Source organism: Mesorhizobium comanense, from assembly GCF_005503535.1.
Classification (GTDB): Bacteria; Pseudomonadota; Alphaproteobacteria; order Rhizobiales; family Rhizobiaceae; genus Mesorhizobium; species Mesorhizobium comanense.
Map to the genome: position 1 here is coordinate 136,619 of NZ_SCNN01000014.1, position 13,444 is coordinate 150,062.

14 protein-coding genes and 1 riboswitch are annotated in these 13,444 nt (G+C 63.8%); of the genes, 3 read left to right on the forward strand and 11 right to left on the reverse strand.

Features of this window, described 5'->3' with window-relative positions; all coding sequences use genetic code 11:
- Positions 1-76 precede the first annotated feature (76 nt).
- The 11 genes from nuoI to FFS37_RS23035 form a co-directional block, all read right to left on the reverse strand.
- Positions 77-568 carry an NADH-quinone oxidoreductase subunit NuoI gene (gene nuoI / locus FFS37_RS22985; protein ID WP_096447170.1) on the reverse strand — a complete coding sequence of 164 codons (492 nt, stop codon included), beginning with the start codon at positions 566-568 and terminating at the stop codon, positions 77-79.
- Positions 568-1,611 (reverse strand): NADH-quinone oxidoreductase subunit NuoH, encoded by a 1,044-nt coding sequence (nuoH, locus tag FFS37_RS22990; protein ID WP_137933251.1) that lies wholly within the window; start codon positions 1,609-1,611, stop codon positions 568-570. The genes nuoI and nuoH overlap by 1 nt, the downstream gene beginning before the upstream one ends.
- Before the next feature lie 2 nt (positions 1,612-1,613).
- Positions 1,614-3,695 carry an NADH-quinone oxidoreductase subunit NuoG gene (nuoG, locus tag FFS37_RS22995; protein ID WP_137933252.1) on the reverse strand — a complete coding sequence of 694 codons (2,082 nt, stop codon included), beginning with the start codon at positions 3,693-3,695 and terminating at the stop codon, positions 1,614-1,616.
- A complete protein-coding gene (locus tag FFS37_RS23000; protein WP_137933253.1) occupies positions 3,695-4,006 on the reverse strand; it encodes a pentapeptide repeat-containing protein in 312 nt (103 codons plus the stop codon). The genes nuoG and FFS37_RS23000 overlap by 1 nt, the downstream gene beginning before the upstream one ends.
- Positions 4,007-4,015: 9 nt before the next feature.
- Positions 4,016-4,720, reverse strand: a complete 705-nt coding sequence (locus tag FFS37_RS23005) for an NADH-ubiquinone dehydrogenase (RefSeq protein WP_137933254.1) — start codon at positions 4,718-4,720, stop codon at positions 4,016-4,018.
- Between the two features lie 64 nt (positions 4,721-4,784).
- Positions 4,785-6,089 carry an NADH-quinone oxidoreductase subunit NuoF gene (gene nuoF / locus FFS37_RS23010; protein WP_137933255.1) on the reverse strand — a complete coding sequence of 435 codons (1,305 nt, stop codon included), beginning with the start codon at positions 6,087-6,089 and terminating at the stop codon, positions 4,785-4,787.
- A 10-nt stretch (positions 6,090-6,099) separates the two neighbouring features.
- Positions 6,100-7,413 (reverse strand): NADH-quinone oxidoreductase subunit E, encoded by a 1,314-nt coding sequence (locus FFS37_RS23015; protein WP_137933256.1) that lies wholly within the window; start codon positions 7,411-7,413, stop codon positions 6,100-6,102.
- A gap of 1 nt (position 7,414) precedes the next feature.
- Positions 7,415-8,605, reverse strand: a complete 1,191-nt coding sequence (locus FFS37_RS23020) for an NADH-quinone oxidoreductase subunit D (RefSeq protein ID WP_115144459.1) — start codon at positions 8,603-8,605, stop codon at positions 7,415-7,417.
- 9 nt (positions 8,606-8,614) lie between these two features.
- Complete coding sequence (locus FFS37_RS23025) at positions 8,615-9,220, reverse strand: NADH-quinone oxidoreductase subunit C (RefSeq protein WP_137933257.1); 606 nt, start codon at positions 9,218-9,220, stop codon at positions 8,615-8,617.
- A 4-nt stretch (positions 9,221-9,224) separates the two neighbouring features.
- Complete coding sequence (locus tag FFS37_RS23030) at positions 9,225-9,806, reverse strand: NuoB/complex I 20 kDa subunit family protein (RefSeq protein WP_015317338.1); 582 nt, start codon at positions 9,804-9,806, stop codon at positions 9,225-9,227.
- Entirely contained in the window at positions 9,797-10,162 is a 366-nt protein-coding gene (locus FFS37_RS23035; protein ID WP_010910112.1) for an NADH-quinone oxidoreductase subunit A, read from the reverse strand. The genes FFS37_RS23030 and FFS37_RS23035 overlap by 10 nt, the downstream gene beginning before the upstream one ends.
- A 333-nt stretch (positions 10,163-10,495) precedes the next feature.
- Here FFS37_RS23035 and FFS37_RS23040 point away from each other — a divergent pair, with 333 nt between their 5' ends.
- The 3 genes from FFS37_RS23040 (at position 10,496) to cobW (ending at position 13,438) form a co-directional block, all read left to right on the forward strand.
- Positions 10,496-11,695, forward strand: a complete 1,200-nt coding sequence (locus FFS37_RS23040) for a winged helix-turn-helix domain-containing protein (protein WP_137933258.1) — start codon at positions 10,496-10,498, stop codon at positions 11,693-11,695.
- A gap of 30 nt (positions 11,696-11,725) precedes the next feature.
- Positions 11,726-11,931: riboswitch (cobalamin riboswitch) on the forward strand.
- Between the two features lie 38 nt (positions 11,932-11,969).
- Entirely contained in the window at positions 11,970-12,404 is a 435-nt protein-coding gene (locus tag FFS37_RS23045; protein WP_137933259.1) for a DUF1636 family protein, read from the forward strand.
- Complete coding sequence (gene cobW / locus FFS37_RS23050) at positions 12,401-13,438, forward strand: cobalamin biosynthesis protein CobW (protein WP_137933260.1); 1,038 nt, start codon at positions 12,401-12,403, stop codon at positions 13,436-13,438. The genes FFS37_RS23045 and cobW overlap by 4 nt, the downstream gene beginning before the upstream one ends.
- Positions 13,439-13,444: the final 6 nt, after the last annotated feature.

Consider the following 13,444-nt stretch of genomic DNA (forward strand, 5'->3'; position numbering starts at 1 on the left):
GATTTCTGCCGCCGCCTCCGGCTGGCAAGTTGCTTGTCCTTAGACGAGGCCCCTCGCCCCGTCCATGCGTCAAATATCAGCGGTACGGCGCATCCAGCGAGATGTTGCGCGCCAGTTCGCGTTCCCACCGGTCGCCGTTCGCCAACAGCTTGTCCTTGTCGTAGTAGAGCTCCTCGCGCGTCTCCGTCGCGAACTCGAAATTCGGCCCCTCGACGATGGCGTCGACCGGGCAGGCTTCCTGGCAGAAGCCGCAATAGATGCACTTCACCATGTCGATGTCGTATCGCACCGTGCGGCGCGTGCCGTCATTGCGGCGCGGACCGGCCTCGATGGTGATCGCCTGTGCCGGGCAGATCGCCTCGCACAATTTGCAGGCGATGCAGCGCTCTTCGCCATTGGGGTAGCGGCGCAACGCATGCTCGCCCCGGAAGCGCGGACTGGTCGGGCCCTTCTCGTGCGGATAGTTGATCGTCTCCTTCGGCGCGAAGAACTGGCGCATCGACAGGAAGAAGGCGCTGACGAAATCCTGCAACAGAAGCGATTTGGCGGCTTGGCCGAGAGCGGACATCACGCAAACCCCGTGATCTTGAGGAAGGCGGCGGTGGCGACCACCATGAACAGCGAGATCGGCAGGAACACCTTCCAGCCCAGGCGCATCAACTGGTCGTAGCGGTAGCGCGGCACGAAGGCCTTCACCATCGAAATGCCGAAGAACACGAAACAGACCTTCAGCACGAACCAGATCACGCCGGGCACCCAGGTGAACGGCGCGAAATCGAACGGAGGCAGCCAGCCGCCGAGGAACAGGATGGTCGCCAGCGCGCACATCAGCACGATCGCGACATACTCGCCGAGGAAGAACAGCAGGAACGGCGTCGATGAATATTCGACCATGTGGCCGGCGACCAGCTCCGATTCGGCTTCGACCAGATCGAAGGGCGGCCGGTTCGTCTCGGCCAGCGCCGAGATGAAGAAGATGATGAACATCGGGAACAGACACAGCCAGTTCCAGTCGAGGAACGTGTTGGGCAGCCCAAGCCTGGTTCCGAGCCCACCCTGCTGCGACAGCACGATATCGCTGAGATTGAGCGAGCCGGCGGTGAGCAGCACGGTGACGATGACGAAGCCGATCGAGACTTCGTAGGACACCATCTGTGCCGCCGAGCGCAGCGCGCCGAGGAACGGATATTTCGAGTTCGACGCCCAGCCGCCCATGATCACGCCGTAGACCTCGAGCGAGGAGATGGCGAAGACATAGAGGATGCCGACATTGACGTTGGCGATCGCCCAGCCCTCGTTGACCGGGATGACCGCCCAGGCCGAGATCGCCAGCACCGCGGAGACCAGCGGCGCCAAAAGGAACACGCCCTTGTTGGCGCCGGACGGAATGACCGGTTCCTTGAATACGAATTTCAACAGGTCGGCGAAGGCCTGCAGCGTGCCCCACGGGCCGACGACGTTCGGGCCGCGGCGCAACTGCACCGCCGCCCAGATCTTGCGGTCGGCGTAGAGGATGTAGGCGACGAAGACCAGCAGCACCACGATCAGCACGACCGACTTCAAAAGGATCAGCAGCGCCGGCAGCACGTAGAAGGAGAAGAAGGTTTCCATGCTTATTCCGCCGCCTGCTTGAAGCCGTTCTTGGCCAATGCCGAGCATTCGGCCATCACGGCCGACGCCCGCGCGATCGGATTGGTCAGGTAGAAATCCTTGACCGGCGAGGTGAAGGTGCCCTTGTTCAGCCGTCCGCCGAGTTTCGCAACTGCGGCGATGTCCTCGGCATTGCCGGCCGCGACCTGGTCGATGCGGGCCAGATGCGGGTATTCGCCATAGAGCTTGGCGCGCAGTTGCGGCAGCGAATCGAACGGCAGCTTCTTGCCCAGCACGTCCGACAAGGCCCTCAGGATCGCCCAGTCCTCACGCGCGTCGCCAGGCGCGAAGCCGGCGCGGTTGGTCTGCTGCACGCGCCCTTCCGTGTTGACGTAGGTGCCGGACTTCTCGGTGTAGGCGGCCGACGGCAGGATGACATTGGCGCGGTGCGCGCCGGCATCACCATGGGTGCCGACATAGACGACGAAGGCGCCGCCGGTCTTGCCCATGTCGATCTCGTCGGCGCCGAGCAGGAACAGCACGTCCGTCTCACCCAGCATGCCGGCGACATCCTTGCCGCCCTCGCCCGGCACGAAGCCGAGGTCGAGGCCGCCGACGCGTCCAGCCGCATTGTGCAGGACGGCAAAACCGTTCCAGTCGGCGCGCGCCGCATTCACGGCACCGGCAAGCCTGGCCGCCTGGCCGAGCACGGCCGCACCGTCGGCGCGCGCCAGCGCGCCCTGGCCGACGATGATGAGCGGATGTGTCGCCTTTTTCAGGGTCTGGAAGAACTTGCCGTTGCCGTCGGCCAGATCCTTCAGCGAATCCGGCCCGGCGCCGAGCAGCTCATAGTCGTAGCGCGTATCGCCGATATCGCCGATCACGCCGACCGGCAGGTTGCCGACGCGCCAGCGCTTGCGGATGCGGGCGTTGAGCACGGAGGCTTCGAAGCGCGGGTTGGCGCCGATGATCAGCACTGCGTCGGCCTGCTCGATGCCTTCGATGGTCGGGTTGAAGATGTAGCTGGCGCGGCCGAGCGAGGGATCGAGCGCGGCGCCGTCCTGGCGGCAGTCGGTGTTCTTCGAGCCGAGTGAGGCCATCAGAAGCTTCAGCGCGTAGATTTCCTCGACCGCAGCCAGATCACCCGCGATCGCGCCGATTTTCTCCGGCGTCGTCTTCGACACCGCGTCCTTGATCGCGGCGAAAGCCTCGGCCCAGCTTGCCGGGGCGAGCTTGCCGTTCTTGCGCACATAAGGCCGGTCCAGGCGCTGCGTGCGTAGGCCGTCCCAGATGAAGCGGGTCTTGTCGGAAATCCATTCCTCGTTCACCGCCTCGTTGACGCGCGGCAGTATGCGCATCACTTCGCGGCCTCTGGAGTCGACGCGGATCGCCGAACCAACCGCGTCCATCACGTCGATGGATTCTGTCTTGGTCAGTTCCCACGGCCGCGCCTGGAAGGCAAAGGGCTTGGAGGTCAGCGCGCCGACCGGGCAGAGATCGATGACATTGCCCTGCAGCTCTGATGTCATCGCCTGTTCGAGATAGGTGGTGATCTCGGCGTCCTCGCCGCGGCCGATCAGGCCGAGTTCGGAAATGCCGGCGACCTCGGTGGTGAAGCGCACGCACCGCGTGCAGTGGATGCAGCGGTTCATCACCGTCTTGACCAGCGGGCCGATATACTTGTCTTCGACCGCGCGCTTGTTCTCGTGATAGCGCGAGGAATCGACGCCGAAGGCCATTGCCTGGTCCTGCAGGTCGCATTCGCCGCCCTGGTCGCAGATCGGGCAGTCCAGCGGATGGTTGATCAGCAGGAATTCCATCACGCCTTCCCGGGCCTTCTTGACCATCGGCGTGTTGGTGAAGATTTCCGGCGGCTCGCCATTGGGGCCCGGGCGCAGGTCGCGCACGCCCATGGCGCAGGAAGCCTGCGGCTTGGGCGGGCCACCCTTCACCTCGATCAGGCACATGCGGCAGTTGCCGGCGATCGACAACCGCTCGTGGAAGCAGAAGCGCGGCACTTCCGCGCCCGCGTCCTCGGCCGCCTGCAGCAGCGTATAGTGGTCGGGTACAGTGATTTCTTTCCCGTCGACCTTGAGCTTTGCCATCAATTGCCCCCGGCGGTCTTCGCCGTCTCATATGCTTTCAACAGGTCGCCGAGCTTGATGCCATTGATCATCATGCCGGCGACCTCAGCGTTTTCTATCTTCACGTTGCTCATGTTCACGTTGGTGAAATGCGCATTCGAAAGGTTTGCGTCTTCCACCCTGGCGTTGCTCAGGTTCGCGTTCAGGATCGTCGACACCGACAGATTCACGTTGTGAAACCGCGTGTTGGACATGTTCACGTCGTCGAAATTCGAATTGGTGACGACGGCGCTGCGCACGTCCAGGACATCGCGTTTGTCGTGAACCTCCATCCCGGCCCCCTACCTCTTGGCCTTGGCTGCCAGCGCCGCGGCCTGGGCGGTCCAGTCGTCGCGTCCGATGCGGCCGTTGAACGACAGGTAATCGTCGACCCAGGCGATCTCCTGCGGCGACCAGGCGGCGATCTGGGTGAAGGTCCAGATGCCGAGACCGTTCAGAACCTTCTCCAGCTTCGGGCCGATGCCCGATATCGCCTTCAGGTCCGATGGCTTGGCCGGCTTGTCGATAGCCTTGGGCTGACGAAAATCCTCGGGCAGCAGCACGTCGGCGGCCTCGCCGGTCGCCGCCGCGGCATCCGCCACAGGCGCCGCGGTGGCGGCTGCTTCCTTGGCGGCAATGTCAGTGACATCGCGCGCAAAGGACTGCGCTTCTGCGATCAGTGTCTTTGCCGCCGCGCGCGCCCTGGTGGAGGAGGAGTCAGCGTCCTCGAACTGCTCGATGCGGGCCTCGAAATCCTCGATCAGCGGCTGCATGAGACGCTGCGATGCCTCCGCAGCGCCCGAAAGCGCGCCCATCCAGACCCCGAAAGCGTGATTGGCGAAGCCGATGCCAAGCGCCGACATCGCCGCCGCCCCCGCGACAGGGTGCACGAAAAGGTTGACGGCGCTGGCCATCTCCTTCGGCATCATCCTGGTCAGGTCCTGGTTCATTTTCTCGAGCTGGTCCAAATTGGGCATCAATGGGTAGGGTGTCGAATACGGCGCCATAGAATTCTCCTGGTCGTTTCTTCGTTTGCCCCGCCCCGTTCTTCCCGCAGTCCAAAAGTTCCTGTTATTCCGCCGCGACCATCACCGGCTCCGCCCGGTGCGCGTTACGCGAAAACTCGTCGATGCGGCGCTCCACCTCGCCGCGGAAATGCCGCATCAGGCCCTGGATCGGCCACGCCGCGGCGTCGCCCAGCGCGCAGATCGTGTGACCCTCGACCTGCTTGGTGACGTCGAGCAGCATGTCGATCTCGCGCTTCTGCGCCTCGCCGCGCACCAGCCGCTCCATGACCCGCCACATCCAGCCGGTGCCTTCGCGGCACGGCGTGCACTGGCCGCAGCTCTCGTGCTTGTAGAAGTAGGAAAGCCGCGCGATCGCCTTCACGATATCGGTCGACTTGTCCATGACGATGACAGCCGCCGTGCCGAGGCCCGACTTCAGGTCGCGCAGCGCATCGAAATCCATCGGCGTGTCGATGATCTGCTCGGCCGGCACCAGCGGCACCGAGGCGCCGCCTGGAATGACCGCGAGCAGATTGTCCCAGCCACCGCGAATGCCGCCGCAATGCGTCTCGATCAGTTCGCGGAACGGGATCGACATCGCCTCTTCGACGGTGCACGGATTGTTGACATGGCCGGAGATGCAGAACAGCTTGGTGCCGACATTGTTGGGCCGGCCGAAGGACGAGAACCAGGCCGCCCCACGGCGCAGGATGGTCGGCGCCACCGCGATCGACTCGACGTTGTTGACCGTGGTCGGGCAGCCATAGAGGCCGACATTGGCCGGGAATGGCGGCTTCAGCCGGGGCTGGCCCTTCTTGCCTTCCAGGCTTTCCAGCAGCGCCGTTTCCTCGCCGCATATATAGGCGCCGGCGCCGTGATGCATGTAGACATCGAAATCGTAGCCTGAGGTGTTGCCCTTGCCGATCAGCTTGGCCTCGTAGGCTTCTTCGATCGCGCGCTGCAGCGCTTCGCGCTCGCGGATGAACTCGCCGCGCACATAGATGTAGGCGGCAACCGCGCCCATGGCGAAACCGGCCAGCAACGCGCCCTCGACCAGCGTGTGTGGATCGTTGCGCAGGATATCGCGATCCTTGCAGGTGCCGGGCTCGGATTCATCGGCATTGATGACGAGATAGCTCGGACGCCCATCGCTCTGCTTGGGCATGAACGACCATTTGAGACCGGTCGGGAAGCCGGCGCCGCCACGGCCGCGCAGGCCCGACGCCTTCATCTCGTTGACGATCCAGTCGCGTCCCTTGGCAACCAGGCCCGGCGTATTGTCCCAGGCGCCGCGCGCCATGGCGCCGGCCAGCGACTTGTCGAAGAGGCCGTAGATATTGGTGAAGATACGGTCTTTGTCCTGAAGCATTTTTCGTCCCTCAGACCGGCTTCTTGCCGAAGACGCGGATGTATTCGGCGACGCCGCCCTTGGCGAGCGCCTTGGCCTGCTTGACCCAGTCGTCGCGGTCGATGCGGCCATGGAAGGAGAGATAGCCGTCCACCCAATCGCGCTCGGCCTTCTTCCACGACGCGACCTGCGCGAAGGTGAAAATGCCCAGCGTATGCAGGATGCCCTCGATCTTCGGGCCGACGCCCGAGATCAGCTTGAGATCGTCAACCGCCGCCGGCCTGTCGATGCCGGCCGGACGGTTCTTGTCTTCCAGCCATGGCTTGGCCGGCTTCGCGCCCGGTGCCTTCATTTCCGGAGATTTGCCCTCGGGCGCCTTGAAAGCGGTTGCCGGTTCGGCCTTGGCCTTGGGTCCATTGCGCGGCTTCGAAACCTGTTCGACTTCCGGCGCGGCCTTGTTGGCGTTGGCGGCCGAATGCAGCGGCGCGGAAACGCTTGCCGCCTTCTCAGCCGCGGGCGCGACCTTGGTTTTCGAAGGCGTCGTCAGGGCCGGGCTGGTTTCCGGAGCGTCGGTCTTCGGCTTGCTCGCATTGGACGGCGCCACGGGAGCAGCGGCCGGTGCGGTCGCCGCTGGAGCGCTTGCAGCCGGAGCGGCGACAGCAGCGGGCGCCGCCTCCTTGGCGGCCTTGGCGGCAGCCTTGGCTTCCCTGTCACGCGTCGACTTCAGGATCGCCTTCTCGCTCTTCAGCGTGGTCAGGCCGGAGGCCGGTTCAGAGCCGGTGCGGCCATTCTGCGGTCCCGGCGTCACCGAGGCGCCCTTGCCCGCATCGTAGAGATCGATGATCTCGGCCAGCCGCTCGGGCGTCAGATCCTCGAACGTGTCCTTGAAGACCATGACCATCGGCGCGTTGACGCAGGCACCCAGGCATTCGACTTCTTCCCACGACAGGGTGCCCTTGTCGTTGGTGTGGAACTGGTCGTGATGGATCTTGGAACGGCAGACATCCATCAGCGCTTCCGAGCCGCGCAGCATGCAGGGCGTGGTGCCGCAGACCTGGATATGCGCACGCGTGCCGACCGGATTGAGCTGGTACTGCGTGTAGAAGGTCGCGACCTCGAGACCACGGATGCGCGGCATGCCGAGCATGTCCGAAATCGTCTCGATCGCCGCCTTCGTGACCCAGCCTTCCTGCTCCTGCGCGATCATCAGCAGCGGAATGATCGCGGACTGCTCGCGGCCCTTCGGATACTTCTTGATCCACTGCTTAGCAGCCGCCGCGTTCGCCTTGTTGAAGGCGAAAGACGCTGGCTGGACGCTGGCTTCTGCGAGACGACGGACTGACATTTTAGCGATCGACCTCACCAAACACGATGTCGAGGGAGCCAAGCACGGCGGTGACGTCGGCCAGCATGTGGCCACGGCACAGGAAATCCATGGCCTGGAGATGCGCGAAACCAGGTGCGCGCAGCTTGCAGCGATAGGGCTTGTTGGTGCCGTCGGAGACGAGATAGACGCCGAACTCGCCTTTCGGCGCTTCGACGGCGGCATAGACCTCGCCGGCCGGCACGCGATAACCCTCGGTGTAGAGCTTGAAGTGGTGGATCAGCGCCTCCATCGACCGCTTCATCGCCGCGCGCTTGGGCGGCACCACCTTGCCATCGAGGTTCGACACCGGGCCGGTGCTTTCCTTGCCGAGCAGAAGATCGACGCACTGGCGCATGATCCGCGCCGACTGCCGCATCTCTTCCATGCGCACGAGGTAGCGGTCGTAGCAGTCGCCGTTCTTGCCGATCGGGATGTCGAAATCCATTTCCGAGTAGCACTCGTAGGGCTGCGACTTGCGCAAATCCCAGGCCGCGCCCGAACCGCGCACCATGACGCCGGAAAAGCCCCAGGCCCAGGCGTCCGCCAGCGAAACAATGCCGATATCGACATTGCGCTGCTTGAAGATGCGGTTACCGGTCAGCAGCTTGTCGAGATCGTCGATCGACTTCAGGAACGGGTCGATCCACTTGCCGATGTCCTCGACGAGTTGGCGCGGCAGGTCCTGATGGACACCGCCCGGACGGAAATAAGCGGCGTGCATGCGCGAGCCGGAGGCGCGCTCATAGAACACCATCAGCTTTTCGCGCTCGACGAAGCCCCACAGCGGCGGGGTCAGCGCGCCGACGTCCATGGCCTGCGTCGTCACATTGAGAATGTGCGACATGATGCGGCCGATTTCGCAGTAGAGCACGCGGATCAGCTGGCCGCGTTTCGGCACCTCGATGCCGAGCAGGCGCTCGGCGGCAAGCGCGAAGGCGTGTTCCTGGTTCATCGGCGCGCAATAGTCGAGCCGGTCGAGATAAGGCACCGCCTGCAGGTAGGTCTTGGCCTCTATCAGCTTCTCCGTGCCGCGATGCAGCAGGCCGATATGCGGATCGACGCGGTCGACGACTTCGCCGTCGAGCTCCAGCACGAGGCGCAAAACGCCGTGCGCCGCCGGATGCTGCGGGCCGAAATTGATGTTGAAATTGCGGACGGAGGTTTCAGCCATTCTGGCGCCTCAATTCGTCTTGGCTTTTTCGTCGCCCGGCAGGACATAGTCAGTCCCTTCCCATGGCGAGAGAAAATCGAAATTACGGAATTCCTGCTTGAGCTCGACAGGCTCGTAGATCACGCGCTTGGCTTCGTCGTCGTAACGCACTTCGACAAAGCCGGTCAGCGGGAAATCCTTGCGCAGCGGATGGCCTTCGAAACCATAGTCGGTCAGCAGGCGGCGCAGGTCCGGGTGGCCCGAAAACAGCACGCCGTAGAGATCGTAGGTCTCGCGCTCGAACCAGTCGGCGCCGGGATAGACGCCGGTGACCGACGGCACCATCGTCTCCTCATCGGCCTGAACCTTGACACGGATGCGCACGTTCTGTTTCGGCGAAAGCAGGTGGTAGACCACGTCGAAGCGCTTGGCCCGCGAGGGATAGTCGGCGCCGCTCACGTCGATGATCGAGATGAACTGGCAGCGCGCGTCGTCGCGCAGGAACGTCATCACTTCGACCAGGTCGCGCGGCTCGACATGGATCGTCAGTTCGCCATAGGCGAGCACCGCGTCATTGACGCGGCCGATCAGCTTCTCGCCGAGATAGGTCGACAGTTCGCTAAGGGAAGCAGCCATGGATTTACCGTTCGATCGTGCCGGTGCGGCGGATTTTCTTCTGCAGGAGAAGAATGCCGTAGAGCAGGGCTTCGGCGCTCGGCGGACAGCCGGGCACATAGATGTCGACCGGCACGACGCGGTCGCAACCGCGCACCACCGAATAGGAATAATGATAGTAGCCGCCGCCATTGGCGCACGAGCCCATCGAGATGACGTAGCGCGGCTCCGGCATCTGGTCGTAGACCTTGCGCAGCGCCGGCGCCATCTTGTTGGTCAACGTTCCGGCGACGATCATGATGTCCGACTGGCGCGGAGAGGCGCGCGGCGCCACGCCGAACCGCTCCGAGTCGTAGCGGGGCATCGAGGTATGGATCATCTCGACCGCGCAGCACGCCAGACCGAAGGTCATGAACATCAGCGAACCGCTGCGTGCCCAGGTGATCAGCGCCTCGGTCGAGGTGACCAGAAAACCCTTGTCGGCGAGCTCATTGTTGATTTCGAGGAAGAAGGGATCGTCCTCCCCCACCGGCCTGCCGGTGTTGGGATCGATGATACCCTTGGGCTTCGGCGCGACGAGGGTACCTGAACTGTCGTTCAATCCCATTCCAGCGCTCCTTTTTTCCATTCATAGGCAAAGCCGATCGTCAGCACCGCCAGAAACACCATCATCGACCAGAAGCCGAGCATGCCGATCTTCGAGAAGGACACGGCCCAGGGAAACAGGAAGGCCACTTCCAGGTCGAAGATGATGAAGAGGATCGACACCAGGTAGAAGCGGATGTCGAACTTCATGCGGGCGTCGTCGAACGAGTTGAAACCGCACTCGTAGGCGGAAAGCTTTTCGGGATCGGGGTTGCGGTACGCCACCAGGAACGGCGCGGCCAGCAGGGCCAGACCGACGACCAGCGCCACGCCTATGAACAGGACGATGGGCAGGTACGAACTGAGAAGTGCGTTCATGCAGCGGCTTTCCGTTGGCGCCAATCCACTTTGATTACAGCACCGGACCTTAATGCGGAAGCGTGACAGTTTAACCGCTGAACCGTTTTAAGGGGCCTATGCTGCAACGCGGCGAGGGTTAGCGCAGCACTTCCAGCGAAGCAAGTCAAACCTTGTTCAAAACATGGTCCTGGACGCCATATCCGGGGAAACTGGTCCGATCCGCTCCTGTTTGATTTCCTTCGCTTTTTACTCCACTTTTGTCTCCTGACATGGTTGCCGCCGAAACCCTGCTAGCATGGCCTGGAATCACCGGTCTGAAACCCGGTCAGATCGCTCACAGAGTAGGGCTTGATGAAGGAAAAGATCTCGCTTGCCACGGCCCGTCGCGTCGCGCTCGCCGCCCAGGGATTTCTCGATCCCCGCCCCGAGGCCACGCCGACCCGCCGCCACTTCGCCCGCGTACTGTCCCGCACCGGTCTGCTGCAGATCGATTCCGTCAGCGCCGTGGTGCGCGCTCATTATATGCCGCTCTATTCGCGCCTCGGCCCCTATCCGCTCGCCCTGCTCGACAACGCCGCCGTGACGCGCAAGCGCACGGTGTTCGAATACTGGGCGCATGAAGCCTCGTTCCTGCCCGTCGAAACCTATCCATTGATGCGGTGGCGCATGCAGCGCGCCGAGCAGGGCGACGAAATGTATCTGGGGCTCGCCAAATGGGGCCGCGAGCACGCTGCCTATATAGAAGAGATATACCGCGAGGTGGTCGAGCGCGGCCCGATCGCCGCTTCTGCGCTGGAAGGCCAGAAAGGCTCCGGCGGCTGGTGGGGCTGGAGCCATGCCAAGCATGCCTTCGAATGGTTGTTCTGGGCGGGACGCATCACCACCGCGCACCGACGCGGCTTCGAACGCTTCTATGATCTGCCAGAACGTGTGCTGCCGCAGGCGATCCTCGATCTGCCGGTGCCGTCGGCCGAGGACGCGCATCGCGAGCTGCTACGCATTTCCGCCCGCGCCCATGGCGTCGCGACCTCAGGCGACCTGCGCGACTATTTCCGCCTGTCGCCGGCCGACATGAAGGGCCGGCTTGAAGAACTCGTCGAGACGGGAGAATTGCTGCCGGTGCGCGTGGAGGGATGGAACAAGCCGGCTTACCTTCACAGGGATGCCCGCCTCCCCCGCAAGGTCGAGGCCCGCGCCCTGCTGGCACCGTTCGATCCCGTCGTGTTCGAACGCTCGCGCTCGGAGCGGCTGTTCGATTTCCACTACCGCATCGAGATCTACACCCCGGCCGAGAAGCGCCAATACGGCTATTATGTCCTGCCCTTCCTGCTCGGCGACAGGATCGTGGCGCGCGTCGACCTGAGGGCCGACCGGCCGGCCAGCGTCTTGCGCGTCCATGCCGCCTATGCCGAGCGCGGCGCGCCGCCGGAGACAGCCGCCCACCTCTACGAGGAATTGAAGCAGATGCAGGGCTGGCTCGGCCTTGCGAGCATTGAAATTACACCCGCCGGCGATTTGGGTCCGGCGCTGGTCGACATGGCGGTGTCGTAAGCCCGCGTTGACACCACAGCCCGCAAGAGCCTAAATCCCGCCACAGACGGTCTTCTCTCGGCAAAGGGAGGAGCCAAGAGGGAATGCGGTGCGGGCTAGAAAATCCCAAATCCGCGGCTGTCCCCGCAACTGTAAGCGACGAGCCACGGCCGAAAACCACTGGGAATTCCCGGGAAGGCGGCTAACCAGGGCAAAGACTCGCGAGCCAGGAGACCTGCCGTCTGCGACAAAAGAATCCGATCGCCCGGCGGGTTTCCGGGCAAGGAGCCTGGTTTTGGATCACGACGGCGGTTTTTCGGCTGGCATAGCGGACGATGCGTTCGCCCGCAATGATGCCTTGGCCGGCGTGACGGTGATTGTCTGCGCCTCCTGCCGCGATGAAACCGGTTCCGACGCCCATCCACGCGCCGGCGAAGCGCTGGCGCAGGATACCCGCCGCGCCGCATCCGGGGAAAACGTCCGCATCCGGACGGTCGAATGTCTCGGCAATTGCAAGCGCCGGCTGAGCGCCGCCATCGTGCGCGACGGCTGCTGGAGCTATGTCTTCGGCGACCTGACGCCAAACAGCGGCGCCGATCTCGTCACCGGCGCGAAACTCTTCGCCACCTCGACCGACGGCCTCATCCCCTGGCGCGGCCGGCCCGATTCCCTCAAGCGCGGCCTCGTTGCCCGCATCCCTCCCCTCGACATGCTGAAGGACCTGAAATGACCGCTTCCGTCTCCCGTGTTCCCTGCACCGTCGTCACCGGCTTCCTCGGCGCCGGCAAGACGACGCTGGTCCGCCATCTCCTGGAAAATGCTGGCGGCAAGCGCATCGCCATCATCGTCAACGAATTCGGCGACATCGGCATAGACGGCGAGATTCTCAAGGGCTGCGGCATCGACACCTGCCCGGAGGAAAACATCGTTGAACTGGCCAATGGCTGCATCTGTTGCACCGTGGCCGACGATTTCGTGCCCGCGCTCGACCAGATTCTGTCGCTGACGCCGAAGGTCGATCATATCCTGATCGAAACGTCGGGCCTTGCCCTGCCCAAGCCGCTGGTTCAGGCCTTCCAGTGGCCGACGGTGAAGAGCCGGGTCACCGTCGACGGCGTGATCGCCGTGGTCGACGGCCCGGCTTTGGCGGAGGGCCGCGTCGCCAACGACATGGAGGCGCTTCAGGCGCAACGCGCGCAGGATGAGACGCTCGATCACGACGATCCGGTCGAGGAGGTGTTCGAGGACCAGATCGCCTGCGCCGACCTGATCATCCTCTCCAAGAGCGATCTGATGGATGAGGCCGGTTCTGCCCGCGCCAACGCCATCGTCAACGAGCACTCCGCCCGCGCCGTCAAGATCGTGCCGACCTCTCACGGCAAGGTCGATCCTTCCGTGCTGCTAGGGCTCGGTCTTGCCGTCGAGGACGACATCGAGAACCGCAAGTCGCACCATGACGGGGCGTTCGATCACGAGCACGACGACTTCGACACCTTCATCGTTGACATCCCCTCGATCGCCAATCCGGACGAGCTGGCAAAGCGGGTCGCCGCGGCCGCGGAGCAGGAAAACGTCCTGCGTGTCAAAGGCTTCGTGGAAGTCGGCGGCAAGCCGATGCGGCTGCTGCTGCAGGCCGTCGGCGCGCGCGTCAATCATTACTATGACCGTGCCTGGACGTCTGAAGATGACCGCCGGTCGCGCCTGGTCGTCATCGGCCTCAAGGGGCTGAACCGCCCGGCGATCGAGCGTATACTCGCCGGCTGATTTCAG

Coding starts and splice junctions, on each gene's coding strand:
- FFS37_RS23025 (WP_137933257.1), bottom strand. CDS start 9,220: ATGGCTGCTTCCCTTAGCGAACTGTCGACCTATCTCGGCGAGAAGCTG.
- FFS37_RS23030 (WP_015317338.1), bottom strand. CDS start 9,806: ATGGGATTGAACGACAGTTCAGGTACCCTCGTCGCGCCGAAGCCCAAG.
- FFS37_RS23020 (WP_115144459.1), bottom strand. CDS start 8,605: ATGGCTGAAACCTCCGTCCGCAATTTCAACATCAATTTCGGCCCGCAG.
- nuoF (WP_137933255.1), bottom strand. CDS start 6,089: ATGCTTCAGGACAAAGACCGTATCTTCACCAATATCTACGGCCTCTTC.
- FFS37_RS23005 (WP_137933254.1), bottom strand. CDS start 4,720: ATGGCGCCGTATTCGACACCCTACCCATTGATGCCCAATTTGGACCAG.
- FFS37_RS23000 (WP_137933253.1), bottom strand. CDS start 4,006: ATGGAGGTTCACGACAAACGCGATGTCCTGGACGTGCGCAGCGCCGTC.
- nuoH (WP_137933251.1), bottom strand. CDS start 1,611: ATGGAAACCTTCTTCTCCTTCTACGTGCTGCCGGCGCTGCTGATCCTT.
- FFS37_RS23035 (WP_010910112.1), bottom strand. CDS start 10,162: ATGAACGCACTTCTCAGTTCGTACCTGCCCATCGTCCTGTTCATAGGC.
- FFS37_RS23015 (WP_137933256.1), bottom strand. CDS start 7,413: ATGTCAGTCCGTCGTCTCGCAGAAGCCAGCGTCCAGCCAGCGTCTTTC.
- nuoI (WP_096447170.1), bottom strand. CDS start 568: ATGTCCGCTCTCGGCCAAGCCGCCAAATCGCTTCTGTTGCAGGATTTC.
- nuoG (WP_137933252.1), bottom strand. CDS start 3,695: ATGGCAAAGCTCAAGGTCGACGGGAAAGAAATCACTGTACCCGACCAC.
- FFS37_RS23040 (WP_137933258.1), top strand. CDS start 10,496: ATGAAGGAAAAGATCTCGCTTGCCACGGCCCGTCGCGTCGCGCTCGCC.
- cobW (WP_137933260.1), top strand. CDS start 12,401: ATGACCGCTTCCGTCTCCCGTGTTCCCTGCACCGTCGTCACCGGCTTC.